The sequence below is a fragment of the Aeromonas salmonicida genome, assembly GCF_028355655.1.
GTDB lineage: Bacteria > Pseudomonadota > Gammaproteobacteria > Enterobacterales > Aeromonadaceae > Aeromonas > Aeromonas salmonicida.
On record NZ_CP110645.1, the window covers coordinates 914,123 to 938,037 of the forward strand.

Annotated in this window: 29 protein-coding genes and 3 pseudogenes; 22 read left to right on the forward strand and 10 right to left on the reverse strand. The window is 52.2% G+C overall.

Features of this window, described 5'->3' with window-relative positions; genetic code table 11:
- Positions 1-10: 10 nt before the first annotated feature.
- The 6 genes and pseudogenes from ONZ54_RS04565 to ONZ54_RS04585 form a co-directional block, all read right to left on the reverse strand.
- Positions 11-927, reverse strand: a pseudogene (locus ONZ54_RS04565) (IS5 family transposase).
- An 88-nt stretch (positions 928-1,015) separates the two neighbouring features.
- Positions 1,016-1,152 (reverse strand): annotated as a pseudogene (locus ONZ54_RS04570) (IS3 family transposase); the annotation flags it as partial.
- A 97-nt stretch (positions 1,153-1,249) separates the two neighbouring features.
- Positions 1,250-1,651, reverse strand: coding sequence for an H-NS family histone-like protein (locus ONZ54_RS04575; RefSeq protein ID WP_271787576.1), 402 nt, complete (start codon positions 1,649-1,651; stop codon positions 1,250-1,252).
- Positions 1,652-1,722: 71 nt separating this feature from the next.
- Positions 1,723-2,394: an inovirus Gp2 family protein gene (locus ONZ54_RS23235; RefSeq protein ID WP_416995604.1), complete on the reverse strand. Its 672-nt coding sequence runs from the start codon at positions 2,392-2,394 to the stop codon at positions 1,723-1,725.
- Between the two features lie 441 nt (positions 2,395-2,835).
- Positions 2,836-4,419: a YfjI family protein gene (locus tag ONZ54_RS04580; RefSeq protein ID WP_271787577.1), complete on the reverse strand. Its 1,584-nt coding sequence runs from the start codon at positions 4,417-4,419 to the stop codon at positions 2,836-2,838.
- Complete coding sequence (locus ONZ54_RS04585) at positions 4,397-4,645, reverse strand: helix-turn-helix transcriptional regulator (RefSeq protein ID WP_259235957.1); 249 nt, start codon at positions 4,643-4,645, stop codon at positions 4,397-4,399. Before ONZ54_RS04585 ends, ONZ54_RS04580 begins: the two co-directional genes overlap by 23 nt.
- Positions 4,646-4,922: 277 nt before the next feature.
- On the opposite strand from ONZ54_RS04585, the gene ONZ54_RS04590 reads away from it, so the two are divergent.
- Positions 4,923-6,956, forward strand: coding sequence for a hypothetical protein (locus tag ONZ54_RS04590; protein ID WP_271787578.1), 2,034 nt, complete (start codon positions 4,923-4,925; stop codon positions 6,954-6,956).
- Between the two features lie 1,483 nt (positions 6,957-8,439).
- Here ONZ54_RS04590 and ONZ54_RS04595 read toward each other — a convergent pair.
- Positions 8,440-8,784: a helix-turn-helix domain-containing protein gene (locus ONZ54_RS04595; protein ID WP_271787579.1), complete on the reverse strand. Its 345-nt coding sequence runs from the start codon at positions 8,782-8,784 to the stop codon at positions 8,440-8,442.
- Between the two features lie 258 nt (positions 8,785-9,042).
- Here ONZ54_RS04595 and ONZ54_RS04600 point away from each other — a divergent pair, with 258 nt between their 5' ends.
- The 17 genes from ONZ54_RS04600 (at position 9,043) to ONZ54_RS04680 (ending at position 16,333) form a co-directional block, all read left to right on the forward strand.
- Positions 9,043-9,408: a hypothetical protein gene (locus ONZ54_RS04600; protein WP_271787580.1), complete on the forward strand. Its 366-nt coding sequence runs from the start codon at positions 9,043-9,045 to the stop codon at positions 9,406-9,408.
- Positions 9,409-9,424: 16 nt separating this feature from the next.
- Positions 9,425-10,111 (forward strand): hypothetical protein, encoded by a 687-nt coding sequence (locus ONZ54_RS04605; protein ID WP_271787581.1) that lies wholly within the window; start codon positions 9,425-9,427, stop codon positions 10,109-10,111.
- Between the two features lie 84 nt (positions 10,112-10,195).
- Positions 10,196-10,759, forward strand: a complete 564-nt coding sequence (locus ONZ54_RS04610) for a lecithin retinol acyltransferase family protein (protein WP_271787582.1) — start codon at positions 10,196-10,198, stop codon at positions 10,757-10,759.
- A gap of 35 nt (positions 10,760-10,794) precedes the next feature.
- On the forward strand, positions 10,795-11,220 hold the full coding sequence (locus tag ONZ54_RS04615; protein ID WP_271788246.1) for a DUF2787 family protein: 426 nt from the start codon (positions 10,795-10,797) through the stop codon (positions 11,218-11,220).
- A gap of 10 nt (positions 11,221-11,230) precedes the next feature.
- Positions 11,231-11,659 (forward strand): hypothetical protein, encoded by a 429-nt coding sequence (locus ONZ54_RS04620; protein ID WP_271787583.1) that lies wholly within the window; start codon positions 11,231-11,233, stop codon positions 11,657-11,659.
- Positions 11,634-11,951 (forward strand): hypothetical protein, encoded by a 318-nt coding sequence (locus tag ONZ54_RS04625; RefSeq protein WP_271787584.1) that lies wholly within the window; start codon positions 11,634-11,636, stop codon positions 11,949-11,951. The genes ONZ54_RS04620 and ONZ54_RS04625 overlap by 26 nt, the downstream gene beginning before the upstream one ends.
- Positions 11,952-12,025: 74 nt before the next feature.
- Complete coding sequence (radC, locus tag ONZ54_RS04630) at positions 12,026-12,523, forward strand: RadC family protein (RefSeq protein WP_271787585.1); 498 nt, start codon at positions 12,026-12,028, stop codon at positions 12,521-12,523.
- Positions 12,520-12,711, forward strand: a complete 192-nt coding sequence (locus ONZ54_RS04635; protein ID WP_271787586.1) for a hypothetical protein — start codon at positions 12,520-12,522, stop codon at positions 12,709-12,711. Before radC ends, ONZ54_RS04635 begins: the two co-directional genes overlap by 4 nt.
- Positions 12,712-12,735: 24 nt before the next feature.
- Positions 12,736-13,074: a hypothetical protein gene (locus ONZ54_RS04640; protein ID WP_271787587.1), complete on the forward strand. Its 339-nt coding sequence runs from the start codon at positions 12,736-12,738 to the stop codon at positions 13,072-13,074.
- A gap of 115 nt (positions 13,075-13,189) precedes the next feature.
- The gene (locus ONZ54_RS04645) at positions 13,190-13,696 is read left to right on the forward strand and encodes a hypothetical protein (RefSeq protein ID WP_271787588.1); all 507 of its coding nucleotides are present in this window, start codon (positions 13,190-13,192) and stop codon (positions 13,694-13,696) included.
- Entirely contained in the window at positions 13,696-13,902 is a 207-nt protein-coding gene (locus ONZ54_RS04650; RefSeq protein WP_271787589.1) for a hypothetical protein, read from the forward strand. Before ONZ54_RS04645 ends, ONZ54_RS04650 begins: the two co-directional genes overlap by 1 nt.
- A complete protein-coding gene (locus ONZ54_RS04655) occupies positions 13,899-14,261 on the forward strand; it encodes a hypothetical protein (RefSeq protein WP_271787590.1) in 363 nt (120 codons plus the stop codon). The genes ONZ54_RS04650 and ONZ54_RS04655 overlap by 4 nt, the downstream gene beginning before the upstream one ends.
- Positions 14,258-14,545, forward strand: coding sequence for a hypothetical protein (locus ONZ54_RS04660; RefSeq protein WP_271787591.1), 288 nt, complete (start codon positions 14,258-14,260; stop codon positions 14,543-14,545). The genes ONZ54_RS04655 and ONZ54_RS04660 overlap by 4 nt, the downstream gene beginning before the upstream one ends.
- A 69-nt stretch (positions 14,546-14,614) precedes the next feature.
- Positions 14,615-15,157 carry a hypothetical protein gene (locus ONZ54_RS04665; protein ID WP_271787592.1) on the forward strand — a complete coding sequence of 181 codons (543 nt, stop codon included), beginning with the start codon at positions 14,615-14,617 and terminating at the stop codon, positions 15,155-15,157.
- Between the two features lies 1 nt (position 15,158).
- Positions 15,159-15,515: a hypothetical protein gene (locus ONZ54_RS04670; RefSeq protein WP_271787593.1), complete on the forward strand. Its 357-nt coding sequence runs from the start codon at positions 15,159-15,161 to the stop codon at positions 15,513-15,515.
- Positions 15,516-15,599: 84 nt separating this feature from the next.
- Complete coding sequence (locus ONZ54_RS04675; RefSeq protein ID WP_271787594.1) at positions 15,600-15,914, forward strand: hypothetical protein; 315 nt, start codon at positions 15,600-15,602, stop codon at positions 15,912-15,914.
- Positions 15,915-16,081: 167 nt separating this feature from the next.
- Positions 16,082-16,333, forward strand: coding sequence for a type IV toxin-antitoxin system YeeU family antitoxin (locus ONZ54_RS04680; protein WP_334312731.1), 252 nt, complete (start codon positions 16,082-16,084; stop codon positions 16,331-16,333).
- 56 nt (positions 16,334-16,389) lie between these two features.
- On the opposite strand, the pseudogene ONZ54_RS04685 reads toward ONZ54_RS04680, so the two are convergent.
- The 3 genes and pseudogenes from ONZ54_RS04685 to dusB all read right to left on the reverse strand — a co-directional run bounded on the left by ONZ54_RS04685 (position 16,390) and on the right by dusB (position 18,879).
- Positions 16,390-17,346 (reverse strand): annotated as a pseudogene (locus tag ONZ54_RS04685) (IS1595 family transposase).
- Between the two features lie 245 nt (positions 17,347-17,591).
- Positions 17,592-17,888 carry a DNA-binding transcriptional regulator Fis gene (fis, locus tag ONZ54_RS04690; protein WP_005309538.1) on the reverse strand — a complete coding sequence of 99 codons (297 nt, stop codon included), beginning with the start codon at positions 17,886-17,888 and terminating at the stop codon, positions 17,592-17,594.
- 25 nt (positions 17,889-17,913) lie between these two features.
- A complete protein-coding gene (gene dusB, locus ONZ54_RS04695; protein WP_005318109.1) occupies positions 17,914-18,879 on the reverse strand; it encodes a tRNA dihydrouridine synthase DusB in 966 nt (321 codons plus the stop codon).
- Positions 18,880-19,169: 290 nt separating this feature from the next.
- On the opposite strand from dusB, the gene ONZ54_RS04700 reads away from it, so the two are divergent.
- Genes ONZ54_RS04700 through ONZ54_RS04715 form a run of 4 tightly spaced genes read left to right on the forward strand, consistent with a single transcriptional unit; the run spans position 19,170 to position 23,879 of the window.
- Positions 19,170-20,576, forward strand: coding sequence for a TolC family protein (locus ONZ54_RS04700; RefSeq protein WP_271787595.1), 1,407 nt, complete (start codon positions 19,170-19,172; stop codon positions 20,574-20,576).
- Complete coding sequence (locus tag ONZ54_RS04705; protein ID WP_087757248.1) at positions 20,573-21,577, forward strand: HlyD family secretion protein; 1,005 nt, start codon at positions 20,573-20,575, stop codon at positions 21,575-21,577. The genes ONZ54_RS04700 and ONZ54_RS04705 overlap by 4 nt, the downstream gene beginning before the upstream one ends.
- Positions 21,577-22,722 (forward strand): ABC transporter permease, encoded by a 1,146-nt coding sequence (locus tag ONZ54_RS04710; RefSeq protein WP_271787596.1) that lies wholly within the window; start codon positions 21,577-21,579, stop codon positions 22,720-22,722. Before ONZ54_RS04705 ends, ONZ54_RS04710 begins: the two co-directional genes overlap by 1 nt.
- Complete coding sequence (locus ONZ54_RS04715; protein WP_271787597.1) at positions 22,716-23,879, forward strand: ABC transporter permease; 1,164 nt, start codon at positions 22,716-22,718, stop codon at positions 23,877-23,879. Before ONZ54_RS04710 ends, ONZ54_RS04715 begins: the two co-directional genes overlap by 7 nt.
- Positions 23,880-23,915: the final 36 nt, after the last annotated feature.

Genomic DNA, 23,915 nt, shown 5'->3' on the forward strand with positions numbered 1-23,915 from the left:
CCAGGTACCGCTACACTCGGGGCTTTCTGACAGGTAGGCCCAGGGTATTCAGTTTGTTTATGGCGCGTACATACGCCATGACTTCTCCCACTTGGCCGTTGTAGTTACGCAGACTGATTTTCCCCGTCAGCAACTGCTTGAATCGATACATCGCCGTCTCTGCCAGCGAGCGACGGTGGTACCCCGAGATCTTCTTCCAGTGCGCCAGCCCTTCCTTGCGCATCACCAGCACCGCCTCATTTCTTGGGTGTCCCTTTTTCCATAACCCCGCGCTCTTGCGAGGCGGGATACAGGCTGTCGCCCCTTTGCGCAAGATAAGCTGATGGCATGCTTTGCTGTCATAGGCGCCATCCGCATAAACATGTCCAAGCTTACGCCGCAGAGGGTTGAGTCAGGTGGGCAATACCTCGGCATCATGGACATTCTCTTTAGACACCTCTGCCGCCACGATATCGTGGGTCACCGGGTCAACCGCCAGGTGCAACTTGCGCCAGACTCGCCGCTTCTCGGCGCCGTGTTTTCTGACCTTCCACTCGCCTTCACCAAACACCTTCAGGCCAGTCGAGTCGATAACTAGGTCGGTGATGCGCCCCTTGCTGGGCAGCCGATAGGCCACTGTCACCCTGCGGGCCCGCTTGCTGACACAACTGTAATCGGGGGCACAAAGCGGTACGTTCATCAACTCGAACAGGGAGTCGAGTAGCCCCTGAGTGGCCCGCAGAATGAGGTTGAAAATCCCCTTGAGCATAAGGAAGGTAGAAATGGTCTGGTCAGTGTAAAGCTGGCTGCGGCCCCGCCGCCCATGATGGTCGTGGTGAAACCAGTTGCTCATGGCCTCGGCATCAACCCAAAGGTGAGTGAACCAGGGTTAATCAAAGACTTGTTGTATTTAGACCAGTTGGTGATGGGGTGAAGCGACGTGCCCATGATGCAGACTTGAAGAGGGTGGTGGTGATCAGATCACCGCGCCCTCAGTTAGTTCCATTCAAGCTGCATTAATTTGGGCAACAACGCCCAACCATACCAGAATGGTCGAGTTGGCCTGAATGCCATAATGCACCTGAGCCTGTTTGTAGGTGAGCTCGCCTTTTTCAATGCCAGTTTAAAAGTCAGCGAGTAATCGCGCTGTGTCCGTTTCACACCTTGTCCCATCGGGCTCTCCATTTATTGGGGGAAAGGTGTAAACCATATTCAGGACGGGACACTGTAAACAGAAAGGCCACACCCTATCGGCATGGCCTTGTCTGCTTTAGATGAGGAAGTCATCCAGCTGACGACCTTGCTCGAGTTGCTCAGCCAGGAACTTGGGTGTACGGCCCTGACCGGTCCAGGTTTTCTCTACCCCATTCTCGACATAACGGTATTTCGGGGGGCGAGGCTCTCGTTTAGCTTTGGCCACATTCGCAACTACTGGAGTACTGCCTACCAACTCAGCCGGATCAATCCCGGCATCGGCCAACATCTCTTGGAACTTAGCCAGCTTTTGCTGACGCTCGGCATTGGCGGCTTGCTCTTTCTCTGCGTGCTCCAGACGCTTCAGATAAATCGCTTCAATCTTCTCGTGGGCTTCTTGTATTTGCTCCAGAGACAACTCACGCAGTGCTGCCCGCAGGCTACGGATGTTCAACAGCACTTTCAGAAATTCACTCATAGATATCCTTTAATTAAATTCGTAGGGATTTTTCTATAGCATACTAATGAGCACTGATGTGCTCAAGCATCTTATCGTAATTGACTACAACCGAAGTTGCGTTGTCCGTCCATAACCTTAGTTCTCTGTTTACTTAGGTAAGCCAGACGAAATAGAAATGCGCTGAAATTATCATCTAAGTTTCGCGCCGAGTTACGGTCAAACCTGTATTGTGGATTTACAGGAAAGTTCACTAACGTTGCATTGTCAGGGTATAGGAGGCTCAACGCGCTGCACCACGCCTTCTGGATCCGAGTTCCCATATTGTTGGCATCATAATCCCGATAATCCCCTAGGAAGGCATACACGTCTTTGTTAAAAAGCAGCATCAGGTGGTAATGAGGTGATGCCGAAGACTCCTGCTCCCGACACCAGATGAAGGTTGGTAGTGACGGAGGTCCACACCGTTTCTGACGATAATGGTCTGCGCGTAATTGGCTTTTCAGTGACTCCATAAAGCGAGTGATCACTGATGAATCTGAACGCTGTAAACACGTCAGCGTATCAGTATCATCTTCAGGCGACTCACTAGCAAAGCGCAGATCCACACGCAGAGCATAAACACGAGGATACCTAGCCAGGGTACCGGAAACAACATCTAAGCTACGCCTCAAATAAGTACTATTCATAGGGCCATAACTGTATGCGTATAAACTAGTAAGCGCTTTCATCTTCAATACTGAATTTTTTAAGTGATTCAACATAGGAGTCCCTACCTTGGTTAATAAATACAGGGGTATAGTTCTATTGGATTAAATAAATAGATATGTTTTTTGCTTAAGAAAATACACCATGCTCTGGATGCTATCCATAGTGGTACATGCTTAGAGGCATGTAGTCTTCATGCTCCTCTCATCATTAGGTTGCATAGCGTATATGCTGTATTGTTAGTAGTGTGCATGGCAATGGATGTATATAAGAGTGTATGTATTGTTATATATAATACATATACCGCACTATGTCTTATTTAAATAACCTAACTCACAACTCAATCAAATCGATATATACACTGAAATATAAACATAAGGTTCCTAATTAAGATGCAATAATGATACATCCATATATAACAACACTCTTAAGTTACTTAAGGCGAGGTATCGCAATAGTTAATGCTAAACTATCAATAAAAGCTCATGGAGCAACTATTAATTTCGCAGTTTATTTCTCATGTCCATCAACGACCTTTTAAAAAGATCAATTGATGGTATCCCTAAGTGGCGTTTCCCTTGATACTCTACGAGATCGCTAACATAAATCCTATCGCTGGTGCGTACCAAAGAGCGCCTAACAAGCCTAGGGTATTTCTTCCACGATAAAGAAATATAGATTGACTGTTTCTTTTTAAAGCAAATAATATCTCCTCGAGCAATAAGAACTTCTATTGCATCTTCTAGCTTATTCGAATTACGAACGCAATGTGGGCCACTTCGTCTAATGTCACCTTTCAAAAACAGCTCATTATTCCAGTTATGAATAATCCACTCCAGTAGCTTATTAACATGTGTCTCGTCCACGAACTCCCTAGCCTCGGGCGATCTAAATATTATCAATGCTTGATGTAAGTATATTTCAGCCAGTTCAATAGCAGTCTGCATAGTTTCATGAGTCACAAGCGCGGTTCTGTAGTTTACATTGTTAAAAACATGAAGTGCCGCCGCAATTCTTGACGCCTGCTCCATAAACTTTGAACCAAAATCTTTATAGTGTTCCAAATATTCCCCACGCCTCATTGCGTATTCAATGTCATTGAACTTGTCATTCCAAATTTTCTTAGCACTTTCTGTTAAATTCAGGCAATGACGCTCCTTGCCTTGTGCTCTCATCTCGAGCCCTTCTTTCAGTAAAGAATCAATCCTGGAGTTAAATCTACCTAATTTAATTTGATCCTCTAGTGATGCGCTCTCATTTCTATCTTCTTGACGATAGCCAATCTCTGACTCAGGCTCACAAAGTAAAATTCGAGCGTCTAATCCAGAGCTCCTCATCGCATCACCATTACTATCTCTGAATGTTCTATATATATCAGGTTGGATTTGCATGCTCAAAGTCAAACGAGCACCTTCAATATGAGCTTCATTGGCATTGACTCTGTCAACACGTATAGTTTGACCTGACCATAAAGAGTTAAACAATGCATTATCTTTCATCAAGTCACTCGACAGTAGTGTCCCTGCCTCATCGGACACCAGAGCTAATGACGTATTTTTTCCAGCTAACATCGACTTCAGTTTTGCGATAGTTATATCTTCAGCTAAAATCCTCTTAACTACCGGAGCTACAGGCATATTTGCATGATGAGTATGCCATGTCTCTATTAGAACAGGCTGCTCATCACCTTTTTTATACATTTCATCTAACTCCTTGCTTAACACTTTCTTCTTCATATTCCACAATTCTAGTTCGACCTGATATTTCTGTTGTGCAGCTTCTACCTGCTCAGCCAAGCATTTTTCAAATTCACGGACTTGTTTCATGAGCAGCTTATCGACCGTGCTTTTTCTCTCACCAGAAGCCGCTAGAATTAGAATGTATAGCGATGCTGGGATTTTCATTTCGCTTTTTGGGCTAATATCTACCAACTGCTGCGATGCGATAGCTATTACAGACAATATTTGAGTCAAGATCATAAATCTCGGGGCCTTTGTTTTATAGGCGACGACATCCAGTGGATCCCAAAGGGACTGATCTAACCGCTCAATGACAGCTTCAATGGCTCTGTGTTGATTCATTATTGACCTCCATTGCTTGACTACTTTGCGACCTGGTTGCTATCCATTGATTGACCTCGCTCTGACGCCAGCCGATCGCTGACTTGCCAAGCTTTATCGCCTTGGGAAAGCTGGGGTCATGCCGGGAAGACCTGGCGTTCAACTTGTCATAAATCGTTGATCTAGCTAGGCTAATCATCTTTGTAAGCTCAGGCATCCTAATGATGCGGTCTATTGCTTCTTGCATTATGTGATGTCCTTCTAACGTCTGATTGGATGAGCTCGCATTATGGTGGACCTGGGGGTAACGTGTCAGGGGGACAAATTACGGACCCAATCGTGGGCAAACACACGAACATTTATTGAGCGAAAGCCATATTTTGTGAGCATAAATTGAGCAATCAACACTTACCAACATCAACTCAATCGTGTATATCCAACGATGCTTTCATCGAAACAGATCTTGAGTGTTCACAAACCGCACATACGCTCGACCACCCTGCAACGAACCCAACAGGTAAATCATGAAGACACATCCCTTTGCTGAATTTATCTACTCTGTAGAAGACACCCTTGGTCTTTGGCATAAGGCTCGGAAAACAGAGCAAACAAGTAAACGCCCTTTCGATGCGCACCGTGAACACTTTCAAAGTGTTGATCCAGCAAAATCTGATAGAGATGAATACCGACCAAGACTAGAAAAAATATGTAGACGGCTACATGTCGGCAGTCATTTGTCACTTGACATTCTTTCCAATCATGTTGACATATTGGAGAGTGTGTACATTGGTCTGGCTCGGCAAACCAATGTTGTTGAAGCATTCGCAGATGATATCAACCAGTTTTATATTGCTACCATATTAATCCCTCTAATATGTGCAGACATATTGATTTTCAAAGAGAAGGCTGATGAAAACTCCATCTACTATCATCTTAACCGGATCCTAGCAATAGAAGGGCTGGTAACACTCGATGGCGAGCAGGATAAACTCAGAAAAAGAACAGCACGAAAATATATGATTGACTATATAGATCACTATTTCACTGCAAATCGCGAGGTGCTTAAAGTCGATTATGAAAAACCTGCTTCGTTAATATTGGAGCTACTAGAATACTTAGATGAACTACCTAAGAAAGGCAATCAAACATGTGTGACATTAAATCAAAAAATTGATGTGTGTAACAAGTTGATTTTCAAGAAAAAAATTGAAAACTTTAGCATTCAACCAATTACCGCAGCTTACACCGCGATTATCATCCTTCAAGATATCGATACCAAAACAAATATGTTTGGGTATTTCTGTAAAATTTACAATGCAATGTCCATACAGGGTGATGAAGATGCTTTAAAATCAAGCCTGCACGCAGCTCTTAATGAGAATTACAATGACATTGATATAAATGAGTTTTTGGCATGTAAATATCTCAGCTATGAGCCCAAAAGACTCTTAAGCATCAAGAAGAAAAACAACTTAGACAACATTATTTATCACGCCCTTGAATTGTGTGAAACACGGTTACCATCTAATTATTTGGATATGCTAGCTCCATTCCCAACACAGGAATTATATTTGTCAAAGATGGTGTCTCTTCCACCTCAATTCGATATACCTATGGTAATCAGTGAAGATGCCATTTATTCAAAATATAAAACTGCCGCTATTGATATGAATATTATAGTGTTTGATAAAAAATCCATATTCGCTATGGCAGAACTAAAGCATAAAACTAAAAATCGAGTTGAAATACATTATGCTCAATACACGCCATTAATCGATGCTCTGAACTGTATTAAACTAAATAATCCAGATGCGGCTTTAAAGATAGTTGAGAATGCAGTGAAGAAAAGTTACCCACTGTTTGGCTTCATTAAGTATTCACTCGCAGTGCTTTACGTTGGACTCATTTATAAGCTAGAGAGAAGAAAAATAAAACATCAATCGTTAATGCAACAAGTAAATGACATTATAAATCACCAAGGGATTGTTTTCATCCCTGTAATTAGACCGTCTCATGTAACTACATCCTCCAATACTTCTTGGCTTTCCGAAGATGATTATATCAAATATTCTATAATCACCGGAGATAATACTTATAACGCAATCATATTGCAGGCCATATACAGTTATAACTTCACTGTTGCACGGCACACCTCTACGGACAATAATATAATTGATGCGAACGACTCCAAAATTTTGAGAGTGAACCTTCTTGATATAAATTACGCCTCCTCGATGATCTGTCACGATTTACTAGAACGGTTTAATTTGATATCAGGAAAAATACTCGCTGGGTTAGATAAAGTGAACACGGAGTCAACACCTGAATTATTTGTAAGTGACCTAATAAGTGCACACGTTATCTTACCTGAAGATTTAACTGACAACCTGATCCACTGTATAGGTGGTTCTTCACTCGGTGTCTGTCTACTAGACCATTTATCGATTATATTGTTTTTATCTGTTCCTGGGGATGATGTTGAGAACATTATAGCATTGGGTAAAAATACTAAAGTTGTAGAATTATTGTTCAGGTATCAGCATTCTTTAACTAACTGAGGTTCTGTACAGGAGTCAGGGTAAAGGTCGAGGTGTTCTTGGTTCATACCGGAATTATACGGATAACAACTGGGTACGTAACTTCCGTTAACTAAGAGCAAGAACACCTTTTGATGTATGTCACTGCCAAACACATCTATGAATAATGATTTGAACATGTTTTTATTATTAGGTATATTTTCACTAGGCGAGGATGTTACAAACCATGGATTTATGCTCTGATGACATGACAGCGACCCAATCCGGCAGCATCTACTCTGGTGTATGGTTATACTTCCTTCCCTTATCCGCGAGATGCCAGCAATCTAAAAAAAGAGAGCTCCGGATACTCTTTGATACAAATATCAAAAATATCTAAAATGTCAAATATATCACATACAAACGAGTCTCATGGATGCTAGTGGCTGCCGCCACAAAACCTCATATAAGGTTGCTTGAACTTTAATCTCTATGCATGGTGCATTGCGGTTATCGGACATTCTCATTACGACATTTAAAATAAACCCTCTAATATCCGTCTCTCTATACTCCTATCTGTAGTAATAATTTATTAAATTCATTTCCATCGGATGTTTTATATGTTTCACCTTATTAAAAGCATGATCTGCACTGGCAAGTCCACCCTGGCAAGGATTTGATAATCCATTACCAAAAAATATTTTAAGATTTCACTGAATAATGTAGAAATGACATTAATTAACAAACAGACTGAATTAATGTCTAATGTTTTTTCGAGCCTCTATATACTCATGCCTATAGTGTTCGCAAGGGTTATGATATCACGTCCCCCTCGCACGAGTATCTCAGCATCATAATGTGGTGTAGCCCCATAAAACTCCAGTAGAAGCAAAATGTTTTGAGCTGGGAACAGATGTGTCCTCAAAGGTGGTCGTAATATTTGAGCTCATGATCGTATCGCTCATGATATGAAAACTAGGGTGAGAGTGTTAATCTTATATGCCTCTTGCCACCAGCTGCAATGTAAGTTTCTTGATGACTACGGTATCAACCTAGAATTGGATAAGCGACGCCTTGATGTGTTAACGCCGATATAATAATACCCCTCAATCACCGAGCGATGCCTCAAGGGAATGCGAATAACGAGCGATTTGCGATACGCGACTGGATGCCATGCTTTATTTTAGGCACAGATATACACTCACCAGTGACAGCCGAGGAAAGGAGGTCATACAACTGAAAAAAGCCAGACAACGGTCTCTACCTCTCCACTCTCGGGCCTAAATAAAATACTGGACAGGTATTTACCCATCCAAATAGGTAAGTGGATGATGTTCCCGAACTTCGTCTTGGTAGATCACGATTATCGCTCTGCCGGTCCGATTGAAAAGTAACTCAGATAGATATTATCAAGGGAGAGTAAACACATATCGCTGTAAAGCAGCTTGGGAGCGCCATTGCGGCCTCCCAAGTTATTGACCCTGGCATCGGGTGTCAGTCAGTCATAGATGCGCACTGCAAGCTGTTAAGGCGTCAGTCGTGCCACCAGCTTATCAACCACCTCCAGCACCAGCTCTCTGTCCGCTGTATCGAGTTTGGCCAACTGTTGGCTGAGCACAATGCCTTGTTCGGTGGGGCGGTTGCTGGTCTCACGCAAGAAGTCTGCAAGCTCACAACCAAACAGCTGTGCGAGCTCTGCTAACCGTACCACGGTCGGCACTACGAGACCTCGCTCCATCCGAGAGACCGCTTCCATCCCAATATCTAGGTGCTCTGCGACTTGCTCCTGGGTCAGCCCCACCTGCTGGCGTTGGCGTCCAATCGCTTTGCCCACGCTCTTTGCCAGCTCTTCAGAGTTGATGCTTGTCATAAGTCCTCCAGTCAACCTTTATAGTTGACTATGGACTTCCATTGACATTAAGGACCCTTTTCGATGAGGATCACCCCATTAGATCTAATTCATTGAAATAGTCACCCCAACATCGAAAGGAGTTCGACACGACCTAACCTCAATCCATCCCCTTGGTGGCCCTGCACCACCATTAACCCATTACGTTTACACCCGTTAGCCCGACAGGTTCGCCTCGTCGGTCAGGCATCCTTTTGCCATTTTTATTAAGGAGAGATTATGAATCGCACACTGCTTTATCCCTTACTGCTGGCCTGTGGCCTATCACTGAGTGCCTGTAATGCTGAATCTGCCGATGGCCCAGAATTCACTCTGGAAGTGGAATACACAGCTATCGGGCGACCTCAGATATCTGTCACCTCGCTCAACGATCAAGTCACCATTCAGAAAGTGCTGATCAATGGCGGCAAGAGTAAATGCCGGGTGATGCTGCGCAATGACATCGGTGGTCAGCTCGGAGGGACCCATTTCCCGCTCAAGCTCAATTACACCCAACGCTGGCTCTTGGTCATGACCGAGCCGTGCCGATTGAGAGAGGTCACCCTCTTCACCAATCTGGGCAATGCCTCTTACACCATTAAATAATTGTCTGGAGAGTGACATGACAGAAAAAATCAAACTGGCACTGTGGTGCACATGGTTATCGCTGTTTGCCTTACCGGCCTGGGCTGCGCCTCAATTCACTGTGCCAACGGTCACTAAGCGGGTACCGGCCAGCGTCGAAGGGACCCTCAATTTCGCCAGCATGCAGTTTTGGATAGAGACCTCGAAAGGGGATCGCATCATGCTGATGCCGCAGGATGAAGATGAGCCAAGGCTCATACCCAGTGTCAGCCAGCCAGTTTCACTGAACGGTTTTATGCTGACCTATTCAGATGGCAGTCGTTACTTCGAGCCCTCCTTTGCACCTGCGTCAACTGCATCAAGTACCACGTCATTTACCATCGTGAAAAATGACGATGACAGCATCGAGATCCGGCATGGGGGTGAGGTGCTGCTGCGCACCTATGAATATGACGCCATCAAACTTACGCACCGTTTGCCGCTGGCCAACGGGCAGGCGGTCTTGTTTGAGCTGCACAGTGGCGGTGTGGCATGCCCGGTGCTCTATCAGTTAGCGGTCGTTCAGACGGGGGCATTGACCATGCTTTCACAACCCTTTGGTACCTGCAGCGATGAAGGCAAGCTGACCCCCGACCCCAACGGTTTCATCCTCGACCTGCCCGGCAATCCTCGTCAGCGCTGGGTATGGGATCCCAACAGCTTGACGCTGCGCAAGCAATCCTGACCACCAGCCACCACACATTCACCACCATCAGGGCACCTTCGGGTGCCCTCTGTTTTATGCCGCATTTCGTTTAAGGAACTGTCTATGCCATTACCGCAATCAGGGGACCACCTCGTTTCCCCACGCACCGGTTACCAGCACCACGGTCTCTACCTGGGTGACCACCAGGTCATTCACTACCTGGGCTTCAGTGCCGGTGAACTGTCTGGCCAGATAACCATCACCTCTTTGCCTGAGTTTTGCCAAGAGCGCGATTACTACATCCAGCATCATGGGACACGCGCCTACAACCGGGAGGAGAGTATCGACCGTGCCTATTCTCGCCTCGGGGAGGCGCACTACAGCACCCTCTTTAACAACTGCGAACACTTCGTGCTTTGGTGTATCGAGGGCTTTCACTACAGCAAACAGATTAACCAGCTGATTGCGACCGGGTGGGTGGCCCATCAGGCGCTGCGCACCGTGGCGAGTCAGCCCACCACTTCAGCACTCGCAGGGCTGGCTACCAGCTCCATGCAAAGTACGTCTACGCGCACAGTACTCACAGCAACCGCGGGTTCGCTGCTGAGCACCACTGCTGTCCCCATCACGCTTTCCCTCGCCGCTACCTACGGCCTCTACCGCGCCTGGCGTTGGTTCAGGGATTAATGCACCTCACATTCGATACGAAAGGACACACCATGATGACCATGCCATTTCACCTGGCAGGGATGGCCCTGCCGATTTCCCCCGAACTACCTGACTTGCTGCGCAAAGCAGTGCGGAAACAGCAGCTCAGCCTAGCCGACTTCTCGACCCTGACTGTTAACTTTCGCAGCCCCGGCTACAGTGCCGAAAAGGGTGGTGTCCATCCGGTAGAGCTGCGGCTTATTCGGGGATTAAACGGCTGGGTCTTCGATTACATCACCGACTTCAGTTACCAGGGGCTGGGTCAGGATGCCGAACTCTGCAAGGAGCTCGACTTCAACCTCTCCTGCGACGAGCACTATCTGCAGGGCTGGGGACCTCTGCCCGACGTGGAAGCACGGGAACTGTTTACCCTGTGGCAGAGCAATTTCATTAGCTACGCCCAGTTGGGGTATTTTGCCGTCATGGTCAGTGGGGAGTAGGAGGTGTGTGATGACTAACGAACTGGCGCTCTCCCACACCTTACGTCAGTGGCTGGGATTGGTAGCGGCCAAGGCTAAGCTAACCCTCACCCACAGTGGTCAGTGCTGGTTGCTGCACCTCACTCCTGGTAGTCCAAACGCCCGCACCGTCACGCTGCATCTGCGCTGGTCTGGAGTGCAGTGGCAACTGCTCTCCCTCACCAATGCCGAGGACTGGCGCACCATGAGCCAGCCCGTGGATGAAATCTGTGTGGACCCCACGCGTCGCTCTTTCTGGCGCAGCCAGGCAGGACCCGTCCCACTATCTGAGCAGCCCCGTGTACTGGGCAGCTTTTTGAGCGACCTGCAGCGTACCTGCATTCATCACGGCTATTGCGTGGAGAGTGACCCCTTACCCCAAGAGGAGGCACACGATGCCCAAACAACCGATAGCCGTTGAGCTTGAAGCGATTAATCGAGATGGCGAGACGCAGGTGGTGCGTGACAGTGGCATTACCGTACACGGCTACAGCGTCTACCTGCGGGCTGTGGAGGGCAGTGGATTGGCGCTGGCCACTTGGGTAGCTGACTACGACACTATCGGCCCCGCTTACGAACTGGCAGAACGATTAAGCCTGGCACTGGCTATCCCGCTCACCGTGCAGGTCCCCGGATCGCTGATGCCGGTGAAACGTGAATCCACAGCACGGCTGGTGCCATCCCCACAACCAACTGAACACCACTCAAAGTGAACCAGCAACCTCTCTGCATTTAGCCCCGGTATGCCTCGCACTGCCGGGGTCTTTCTTTTTCTGGAGAATTCAACATGCGTTACCACAAACTCAAAGCCGGGGAATGCCCCGGCACCTATGTCGTTACCGAACCGGTGACCGAGCAAGACCTGCTGCGCATCGCCAACCAGATTGCCCGCAAGCGGCTGGCCAAAGGCACTGCCATCACTAGTACCACAGAGGCCGCCAAACGGCTGCAAACCCTGCTGCAGGACCGGGAGCACGAAGTGTTTGGTGCACTGTTCCTCGACTCCCAACATCGTGTTTTGGCTTTTGAGGAGCTGTTTCGCGGAACCCTGGACAGCGCCAGCATCTACCCACGGGAAGTGGTCAAGCGGGCGTTACTGCTTTGCAGTGCTTCGATTATCGCGGTCCACAATCACCCCAGCGGTGACCCTGAACCCAGTCAATCTGACCGGGTCTTTACCCAAGCCCTCAAAGAGGCCTTGGCGCTGGTCGATGTGCGACTGCTCGACCATCTGGTGGTCGGTGCCGAGGGCGTGGTATCCCTGAAAGAGAGAGGCCTGCTATGAATCTTATCCTAGGTAAAACACACCTCACCGCTCTCGACATCCTCGTCGAACTGCGCAACTGGCTGGCAGACAACATAGAGATACAGGCAGAGCCCGCCATCGTGGCCCATCTGCCGAGCGGCTACCTGCTCACCCAGGCCGACTGTATCGATGCCATTGATTCGCTACTGCATCAGTTGCGCCATTAGCCCACCGAAGAAGGGTCCCGCACTATGCGATTACCCAATCCCTATTCCCTTGAGGAAACTCTCGAGAAGCTACGCCATCGCTTGGCAGCCACCTGCAACGAGGATGCTCTGACGTTGCTGGAAAAGGCCGTCACCAAGGCGCGTGATGACCCGGTTTATGCCAAGCGGCTTGAAGGGACCTTGCTGCAGGGCTCCACCGTCGAGATCCGCGAGTGCCTCAGCTGCTTTGGCGACTACTTCGAACGCTCCAGAGACTCGCTGCCCTATTACCCGCATCACGATGTCGTCAATGGCATTGATTGTGCGCTCTACGCCATCTTGTTCGATGCTGCTCACCCAGACGCAGAGCAAGCGCACGAATAACGGCAGCATCCCAAACCCGGATCATCAGTGCCAACACCATGATCCGAATATTCCGACACAACCCACTGGGCCACCTCATTGCAGGTGGCCTTTTTCATTTCAAGGAGTCATTCCCATGTCTGCTTTCATGATCGATCGCAAGGACTACCTTGCCTTTGCCGTACAATTGCACCGTTTTTGCAATGCCCCGATGCCACCCCACTACACCCTTGAGTTGCTGCGCTCCCTCTGGTGGATAGCGCCAGCAGACACGACCAGTATCTGGACGTGGCGGGTAGACCGGCTGGTACGGTTGATGATGCTCGCCAATCGGCGGGCTGTCTGGCATCGCTATCAGCTAGGGCGTCCGCAGGACCACAAGGAACCACGCCAGCACAGCTCTACCAAACTGAGTCCATTTAAACCTGCCCATCGTTACCATCAGGCACCACTCACCGATGCCGAACTGGTGGCGCTGTACAAATTCACCTGCTGCGCCCTGTACCAGTCGAGCGAATGGACCGGGAGCCCTGAGCAGGCCCCACGGCTAGTGAAGGTGATACAGCAGTTTCAGCAAGCGCTGGCGCAAGACGTGCTGACCCGGTTGTCACTGTGGGAGCAAGCACCTTGGGTAGAGATGTGATGGCTCTCTCCATCACCCTGACCATGACGAGTTCACCACCGGATGGTACAGCCCAACGCATTGCCGATGACATGGCACACCTGCATCACCGTCTGGGTGATGGGGTCAGTGATGAACTGGGCATAAGTATCAGCTATCTGGTCGAACAATTTGCGCTGTTGGCAGCAGCCTACCGCTCACCAGCTGAAAGGGAGAAACACCCATGATCGAATTCAAGGACAGTTTTAGCCAGGCCGCCGTAGCGGAGGCCATGTGTGCCCATTCAGGGCTCGCCAAGCTCATCAGTCAGCAGTTGATGCTACCGGGCTTTGCCTATGCCCACGATGTGGAGGGACGGCGTATTGGCGGCCCACTGGTCGCGCCCAACCCGGCGCTGCACAAAACAACGCTCTTTGTCAGTCCCCGCGATATGCGTGAGCACCTGCCGCGAGAGATTAACTTCGCCCGCTTTCGCTGCCCCTGTAATGCAGCGGGTCAACCGGTCGGCGAGTGGCAGCGGGTGATAGTAGGGGCTTACGTTAACCACGGCAGCAACGACGCGCCGGATTGGAGCAGCCATACATGACAACGCCGACAGCACCACCAATATCGCCAGAGGCCGCTATCGCCAGTCTCCGGGCTCATATCGAGGAGTTCATAGCGCTGGAGCTGACACACAAGCTCGATGCGCAGTTGGCCGGACTGGTGCGCTCCGGCGTGCTGGACCTAGATAGCTGGGAGGGGGCAACTCTGGTCCTGCCTCGTACCGTGACCACCGCACTGCTGGAGGCTGCTGCCGAGCGGGTGATTTGGCACAGCCACCGGCGTCGCTATCAACGAGACATCAACCGCCTCAAGCAATCGCTGTAGACAATCCTCCCCACAACCTCATGCAGCCCCTCACACCGAGGGGCTGTTTGCATTTTAAGGAACCCACCCATGCACGACCTGCGTGATTACAAAACCCTGACCGCTCGGCAGATAACCACTGCTATCGGCCATCTCAACCACAATACCGCTCCGAAGATAATGACCCACCTCGCATTGCGGGCCACACAACCACACCCGCTCGGCAATAGTCGCAGCCGAGTCAAGGCGCTCAAGCTGCTGCGTCGGGTCAAGAGAGCCCACAAGGTGGGGCGTATCCAACTCGAGCTCACAGTGACAAGTTGCCGCATCGACCGGGGTAGCCATCAGGCAGACCGCTACTACTACGACCGAACACTGCTGGCCCAAGGCTGGCAGCAATACGACACAGACCAAGATGCCTGGTATTTCGGAATCTGGATTAACACGAAGAAGCTGGAGACCTTTACCTACGCCGAGGGGGATACCCACCATGTGATTGCACCGAACATCGAGGCGTTTCGCTCTGAATTAGAGCTGCTCTACCAGTACCACCCGCAAGCCCCGGCGTTTATCAGCATTGACCCGGAGGCAGGCGTTGTGACCCGCCACTTTGAAAGCAAACCGGCGGTGTGAAATGGCCAAACACATCACCATCAGAGTGCCTGGCAAACATCCACAAACCGTGGAACTCACTACCTTCGAGCTTAAGGGGCAACGCATCGATATCGACATCGGCGGCCAAGCCGTGCCCTTCCTCATTCACGGGAGGGGCATCGGCACTTCGCTCACCCACATTCCGAGTGGCTACCGCATCGCGCTGCTCGGCGGCTGGCTCACTGCTCGTTACGCAATACCTGAGAACAAGCCAAGCAGAACGGCCTGCGCCCAGATGGCCATAGACCGGCTGGTGGCCCAATACGGCTCACTGCACCTGCTGGACAGGCTCAATTGCAAGCCTGTGATCAATGAGACCGCTGACTGCGCTCGTTGAAGACACACCGTCTCGCTTAGCCACAAACAGCATAAAGGGCCAGCCCTCACAGGCTGGCCCTTGACATCATTGGAGTCACCGAACATGACCCGCCTTATCACCGGGCTCGAGGTGCATTGCTATGCCCCCGAGCTCAACAAACTGTATCTGCGCAACCGGCAGACGTTACCGGCTCCCGGTGTCACCACCATCAAAGAGGCGAAAGCCAGCCTATTTGGCCGCTGGCAACCAGGGCATCAGGTGACCATCACCGTAAGCCATCCCAACCACATAAATCTCTCCCGCCTCTATCGGGGACGGCTGGTAAGTCTGACCGACCTCCCTGAGCATCTGACCAGGCTATGCCAGCGCCACAACGTGCCAGGCACCTGCATCGATATCCAACTGAGGTATCGCTAATCATGACCATGACAACCACCCACACCCATGACCAACAATCCACTGCGCCAGACCAGCCCACCCGGATTTTTGCGCAGTGGGGCTTGCCTCATACCGTTACACCACGCTTTGGGGCTCGTCTCATTTAGGAGCATCATCGGTTTCACTTTCTGTCAGATCGGGCCTCACTGGTTGGCGAATGGGCAGAGGAGACAATAGACCTGCTGGAGGCAGCTTTCCCAGCCATCATCAAGGAACTGGATGCAAAATTGCTGACAGGTGAACTGGATGCCCAACGCCAACACCGTATTATCGTCCAGCACTGTGGGTTTATCTGCGAAGCCGATACCCTCGGCAGCCATGGCTATGTCTACCTAGCGATTTACCCCGCGACGAGTATGAAGAGTGATTGCCGATTGTCGATGGAGTCGTCAAAGTAGTTAAGTGTTGAGTAGATTTACTTGCACTTACAACAGAAAGAGGCTCTTTTAATTGGCTATGTCCCAATTACGTGTTGCATGGGGTGTCCCAGCGCCTCATGCAAACACGCTTTGATATTCACCCCCCTCCCGTAACGCTCCAGCATGCTGCGCCACCCCAGATAGTTCTTCAGGTAGTGCGTCGCCACGCCATGGAAGCGCACCATCCACTCTTGCAACCGATGGTGATACCCGTTCACGTGTTGAATGTGATATGCGCCGGCCACTCGCTCACCCTGACGATTGCGCACCACTTGATGCGTCACGCCCTGTACTTTGCTGAAGCTGGCATACACACCCGCGCCATCGCTACACAGCACTGCATCCGGCGAGAGAAGGGGCTTCAACACCGCGATGGCTCTTTCGGCATTCATCTCTTCCAACTGAAAATCTGCATGGTGGCCAGCCCGGTCTTGTACCACCATAACCGGAATATAATCCCGTCCGGTTCCACGGGTTCGTCCTTTACCACCACGATGCCGTACAGGACGCGGTAGTCCCCGTTGCCCCTTGAACGATTCGAGGAAGAAGGTCTCATCGACCTCAACGATGCCTTCTTCACGGGGGGCTTGATGGGCGGCCATCGCACGCAAGAAGCGGTGACGCCAGAGGAAAGCGGTGTTTTTGCTTACTCCGCAACGCTGCCTGGCGGATAGTCAGTCCTTCAATGAGGGCTTGCGCATAGTCTTCCCAGCATTGGGCTTTTCGTAATCTGGCCAGTGGAGTCTTGGTGAGGATGGAGCTGGTGCGCAGGCACAGTTTGCAACGGTAGCGACTTAGTCCGCGACTCCATCCCCAGGGAGCCAGCTGATTGGCATCGGCCTGACAATGTGGGCAACCACTGCATGCAGGTAACTGGGTATTGAGTGAGGTAATGGTGTGGGGTGCTGTGAGCTCCTGTTGAGCAACACGGCGCTGGCGCAGGGTTAACTGGGGAAAGAGGACAACAGGTGTTGAAAGGCTGGGGTATCCATGATGTTAGCCCTCAAGGTGATGGCCTACTTCAAGATTAGCCTTTCAACACGTAATTGGGACAGAGCGTTTTAATTGGGTGGTAATAGGGCAGGTAGTTCAACATTGTTCATCAGGCTGCACGACCTGCGTTATCAACAATGAAACTTGCTTTGGAAGATGTGGGTTTAAATGTGGGTTCAAAACGAAAAAAAGCACTTCCAGTTTTATGAAAGTGCTTTGTTTTAAATAGCTTATCTGCTTATGCTTAGTTCATACCGTAGCGCTTGAGTTTCTTGCGCAGGGTGCCACGGTTGATGCCCATCATCACAGCGGCGCGGGTTTGGTTACCGCGGGTATATTGCATGATCACGTCCAGCATGGGAGCTTCGACTTCGGAGAGGACCATATCGTACAGATCAATCACTTCCTGACCGTTCAACTGGGCCAGGTAGTTACGCAGGGCCTGTTGCACAGAGTCACGCAGGGGGCGCTGGGTCGGCTCGGCAGCGTGATTGTGAGTAGTTGTTACCAATGCATCAGAAGTCAGGGTTTGTTCGAACATATTCGGTCGGCTCTTTAGTTATGCGTTAACCTAATCCATCGAAATACGCTTCGAGTGCCTCTAGTTGTGCGTCTGCACAATCCAGGGCATTGAAGTGCTTACGGAATTCTCGGCCCGTCTCTTCTTCATCCAGATACCAGCCCACGTGTTTACGAGCAATGCGCGCTCCCAGATATGCACCATAAAACTGATGCAGGTTGGTTACATGCTCGTTCATCAGGGTGCGAACCTCTTCCCTTTCGGGAGGCGGCAGCTTGGTGCCCGTCTCAAGAAAATGACGGATTTCCCGGAAAATCCAGGGTCGTCCTTGCGCTGCACGGCCGATCATCACGGCATCAACGCCGGTATAGTCGAGGACATACCGGGCCTTCTCCGGGCTGTCTATGTCGCCATTGGCGACAACAGGAATCGATACGGCCTGCTTAATCGCCTTAATCGTGTCGTACTCAGCGTGACCCCGGTAGAGGCAGGCACGGGTACGACCATGCACGGCGAGGGCCGCGATACCGCAATCTTCGGCGATTCGGGCGATCTCCTCGCCATTGCGGTTATCCGGATCCCATCCTGTGCGGATCTTCAAGGTAACAGGCACATCCACTGCATCCACTACGGCCCGGCAGATAGTTCTGACCAGATCGGGATGGCGCAGCAGGGCGGAACCTGCCAACTTCTTGTTCACTTTTTTTGCTGGACAACCCATGTTGATGTCGACGATCTGAGCGCCCTGCTCCACGTTGTAGCGGGCGGCAAACGCCATCATCTCTGGGTCGGCTCCGGCAATCTGGACCGATCGCAAGCCACCTTCTGCAGAGTGATCCATTCTCATCCTGGTTTTCTGGGTATCCCAGACATCCGGGTTGGCCAGCAGCATCTCGGAAACGGCCATGCCGGCACCCAATCGTAAACAAAGTTCACGAAATGGTCGGTCTGTTACACCGGCCATGGGCGCCACAATCAAGGGTGTTTCAAGCGTGTGGGGACCTATCTGCATTCCACGGTTACCATCGGCTTAGGGCGGCGTATATTACGCATTTTTTAGTCAGGAGAAAAGGTTAGTATTTGAGCGTCAGCCATTTTTTTCTGAAAAAAACGTCGCGCCAAGGCTTGCAAATTCAGGAGTGCTTGAAAATCAGGCATATTGTCGGGGTGGATCTGCGGGGTCAAATGAGTGGGTGGCTCGACGATTTGGCTGTCCCCCTCTTGTACTGGTTTGCGCTATTATACCGGCCTTGAATCGAGCAAAGGCTCCAAACAATTTCATTACAAACAGATTGGGGATGTATGACGTCAAGGTTCATCAAATCTCTCTGCCCATGCCTGCTTGGGGCCATGCTGGGCTCAGCCCAGGCACAGACGGTCAGTTTCAGCGAAGCCTGGAGTCGGGTTATCCAGCAGGATGACGGACTGGCGGCAGAACAGGCCGGTGTGGATAGAGCCAAGCAACTGCGCGAGGCTGCCAAGGCCATGTATCTGCCCAAGGTGGATGTGGGGGCCAGCTATACCCACCTCGATCAGCCGATGGAGCTCGACATGATGGATCTCAATCCTATCGCCAGCCATCCGGAATTTGGCAAGGTGCTGGCCCCTGTCATGCAGGCGCTCAATCTCTCCGCCAGTGATTTCGTGACTCCCCTGACCAAGCAGAATGTGGTGACCAGTTCGGTCAAGATGCTGTGGCCACTGTTTACCGGTGGTCGCATCGATGCGGCGCAGGATATCCGTCAGGCTCAGGTGAGCGAAGCGCAGCAGCTGCTGGTGCTCAAGCAGCAATCCACCTTCGAGAGCCTCTCCCAGACCTATTTCGGCGTAGTGCTGGCCGCGCAGGTGGTGCAGACCAAGCAGGAGATAGAGCAGGGGCTGGCCCATCATCTGGATCATGCCAAGAAACTCGAAGCCCAGGGCCAGATCGCCAAGGTCGAGCGTCTCTCTGCCCAATCCGCCTATGACAGGGCGCGCATAGATACCCAGAAATCCCGCCGCACTCTGGAGATAGCTCAGCTGGCGCTGGGCCACATGCTCAAGCTCAAGCAGGCCGAGCCCAACACCCAGCTCTTCATCAATGAGGGCATGCCGCAACTGGATGCCTTCGTACAGGAGACCCTGGCGGTCCACCCCGGCCTCAGGCTGCTGGCTGCCAAGAAAGAGCAGGCGCAGGGTCTGATCAAGCTTGAGAAGGGCAAATATGCCCCCGAGTTGTTCCTGTTCGGTAACTACAACCTCTATGAAGATGACTCGCTGGCCTCTAAAACCACGCCTGACTGGCTGGTTGGCGTCGGGGTCAGTATGCCGCTGGTAAGTCGGGATGGTCGCTCTGAAACGGTGCAGGCGGCCAAGAGCGCCGAGCTGCAGGTCAATCTGCTGCAGGCCAAAACCCGCCAGGATCTGGAGTTGCTGGTCGAGAAGACCTGGCGCGAGGCGGCGCAGGGGCTGGAGGAGTATCAGGCACTCTCCTCTTCCCAGGCCCTGGCCGAGGAGAACGTACTGCTGCGGGACAAGGCATTCGGTCAGGGGCTGTCCACGTCGCTGGATGTGGTCGATGCCCGTAACCAGCTGGCGGGGGTCAAGACCCAACGCGCCGCCGCTGCCTATCAATATGTGATTTCGCTGGCTCGCCTGTTGGCACTCTCCGGTCAGATGAACAGTTTCAATCAATATCAGCATGGTCAGGCAATAAAGGTGAATTCATGAGTCATTCTCCCATCAAGAAGAAGATGAGCCAGGGCAAGCCGCTGTTGTTGCCACTGGTATTGGTGTTGCTCGCTCTCTGGCTGGGCTGGCGCTTCTGGCTTGCCTATCAGCCTGAGCCGGTTCGCTTGCAGGGCCAGATAGAGGCGCAGCAGTATTCGGTTTCTTCCAAGGTGGCGGGCCGGATCGACGAGGTGCTGGTGAAGAAGGGTGACGTGCTAGCCAAGGATCAGCTGGTATTCACCCTGGCCAGCCCCGAGATTGAGGCCAAGCTGAGCCAGGCCAAGGCGGGTCAGGCTGCGGCCGGGGCCATGGCCGAAGAAGCCGAGAAAGGGGCGCGTGCCCAGCAAATCGCTGCGGCCAAGGATCAGTGGCAAAAAGCCAAGGCGGCCGCCCAGCTGCGTGGCAAGACTTACGAGCGTATCGCCAGTCTGCACCGTGATGGGGTCATGCCGCTGCAAAAGCGCGATGAGGCCTGGACTGCCTGGCAGGCGGCCAAGTACAGCGAAGGCATGGCCTGGCAGCAATATCAAATGACCCTGGAAGGGGCGCGGGAAGAGACCAAGGTGGCGGCCCGTGAGCAGGCCAATATGGCGGCAGGCTCGGTGGCGGAAGTGGAGGCTTATCTGGCCGATACCCGCATCGCCAGCCCCCACTCAGGAGAAGTGTCACAGGTGTTGTTACGCAGTGGCGAGCTGGCGCCACAGGGATTCCCTGTGGTGACGCTGCTCGACATGGGCGATGCTTGGGCCCAGTTCCATGTGCGTGAAGACTTGCTGCCCCGTTTTGCGTTGGGTACCGAGTTTGACGCCACCATTCCTGGTCTGGGTGAGCAGACGGTCCGCTTCAAGGTCACCCATGTGGCCGTGATGGGTGATTTTGCCACCTGGCGTGCCACCGATACCCGTCAGGGCTTCGACATGAAGAGCTTCCAGGTGGAAGCGCGCCCCTTGCAGCCGGTTGACGGTCTGCGGGTCGGCATGAGTGTGCTGGTCGAACTCTGATGAGACATGAATGGCGGCGATTGTGGCAGGACCCCTTCGGTCGTGCCCTGATGAGCTGGGTTCCCCTCTTGCTGATGGGTATCCTCTGCTGGATCTTCTCGGCCGGGTTGGCGCGGGATCTCAAGGTTGGTCTGGTGGATCTGGATCGGAGTGTTCTCTCCCGTCAGCTGGCATTTTCGCTGGATGGTTCCGCCGGCCTGCGCCTCACGGGTCAGTTTGATTCCATCGATGAGGGGGCCCGCGCCCTGCGAGGGGGGGAGATCTACGCCCTGGTGGTGATCCCTCATCATCTGGATCGGGATGCCCGCCAGGGGACCCAGCCCCAGGTGACAGTGTTCAACAATGGCCAGTTCATCCTGATTGCCAAGTTGGTCAACTCGGCGCTGGCTCAAGTGGTCGGCACTCTCAATGGTCAGGTAGGCGTGCTCGCAGCCATGGCCGATGGCAAGGCACTGTCCGGCGCCGTGGGGCAATCCGTGCCTATCAGCAGCCAGGTGACGGCGCTTTACAACATCAACTCCAGCTATGCCCAGTTTCTGCTGAGCGCCCTGCTGCCTGCGGTATGGCAGATCCTGGTTGTGCTCTACGGGATCAATGCCCTGGCTCGCACTGATCGATTGGGACTGGACTGGACTACTCAAGGGGTCTGGTTCGGCCTCTGGCGCATTTTGTTGCCTCATGTATTGATTGGGTGGGCTTGGGGCCTGGCGTGGAGCCTGCTGCTGTTCAAGGCGTTTGGTTATCCCATGCAAGGCAGCTGGCTGGTGCTGACACTGGGACTTGGGCTCGCCTCGGCGGCCTGCGTCAGCATGGGGGCCTTCTTTTACGGGATGATCCGGGATCCGGCCCGCGCCTTGTCGCTGGCGGGCGCCTATACAGCGCCGGGATTTGCCTTTATGGGGGTAACTTTCCCGGTCAGTGCCATGGGCGATTTTGCCCAGTTTTGGCGAAATCTCTTGCCCATCTCCCACTATGTGGAGCTGCAGATAGGGCAGACCAACTACGGTCAGCCGCTCGGTGCCGCCTTGCCCCAGTTCGGCGCCCTGCTGCTGTTTCTACTGCCGTTGTTACTGGTTGTTCGTCGTTACAAGCAACAGGCCGATCTTGCTCGTCAGACAGCCGATAAGGAGCCGGAACAATGCTAGGTTTCTGGGATCTGTTGCGGCTGGAGCTGCGTACCCTGCTGGCCGACAGGGCCATCATGCTGACCCTGTTTGGCGGGGTACTCTTCTACTCCTTCCTCTATCCGCAACCTTACCTGCACCAGTTGCCGCGGGAAGAGGCGGTGGTGGTAGTCAACGAAGATGGCAGTCAGCTCTCTCGCCAGCTGGAGTTCATGGCCGATGCCACCCCCCAGGTGAAACTGGTGGCGCGGGCGGCCAGTCTGGATGAGGCGCGTCATCTGCTGCTGACGGGTAAGGGCCGCGGTATCCTGCACATCCCTCGCCATTTTTATCGGGATCTGATGCAGGGCAAGAGCGTCACTCTGGGTTACGCCGGTGATGCCTCCTACTTCCTGGTTTACGGCACCATCGCCGAGGGCCTTGCCCTGGCCGGTGGCTCGCTCGCTGCGCAGGTGAAGGTCGCCCGGCTGCTGAGCCATGGCGAGGCCTTGCCCCAGGCCGCCACGGGCTGGAATGCAGTGGCACTCAACGTGCTGCCCGTTTTCAATTCCACCATGGGTTATGTGAACTATGTGGTGCCGGCGGTGTTCGTGCTGATCCTGCACCAGGTGTTGCTGATGGGGACTGGGATCCTGGGGGCGACCCAGAATCAACGCAGTGGGCGCGGTGAGCATGGTTATTGGCAGAGTGCCCCTGTGCTGGCCCTGTTGCTGGCCAGAACCCTGGTGGTGGGCGGGCTCTTCGTGCTGCCCGTGGCCTACTTTTTCGGCTTCTGCTTCGATCACTACAACATAGTGCGTACCGCAGAGCCGGCCGCGCTGTGGTTGTTCACCCTGCCGTTCCTGCTGGCGACTACCTGGCTGGGGGTGCTGCTGGGCGCCCTGTTTACACGGCGGGATTTGCCAACCCAGGTGGTGCTGCTCTCCTCCATGCCGCTGGTCTTCCTGGCGGGTTTCATCTGGCCGCTGGAGCTGATCCCGACCCCGCTCAACTGGCTGGCCCAGTGGGTGCCGAGTACTCCGGCCATCGAGGGCTTCTTGCGTCTCAACCAGATGGGCGCCGATTTTGACCAGGTTTCCCGCTACTGGTGGCAGTTGTGGGGACTGGCATTGCTCAACGGCGGCCTCGCTTGCTGGGTGCTGGCATGGCGCCAGCGGTCCGTGCCTGCCGTCAATTGACCCTGCCCGATATGGAAACGGTCAGCTGAGGCTGAC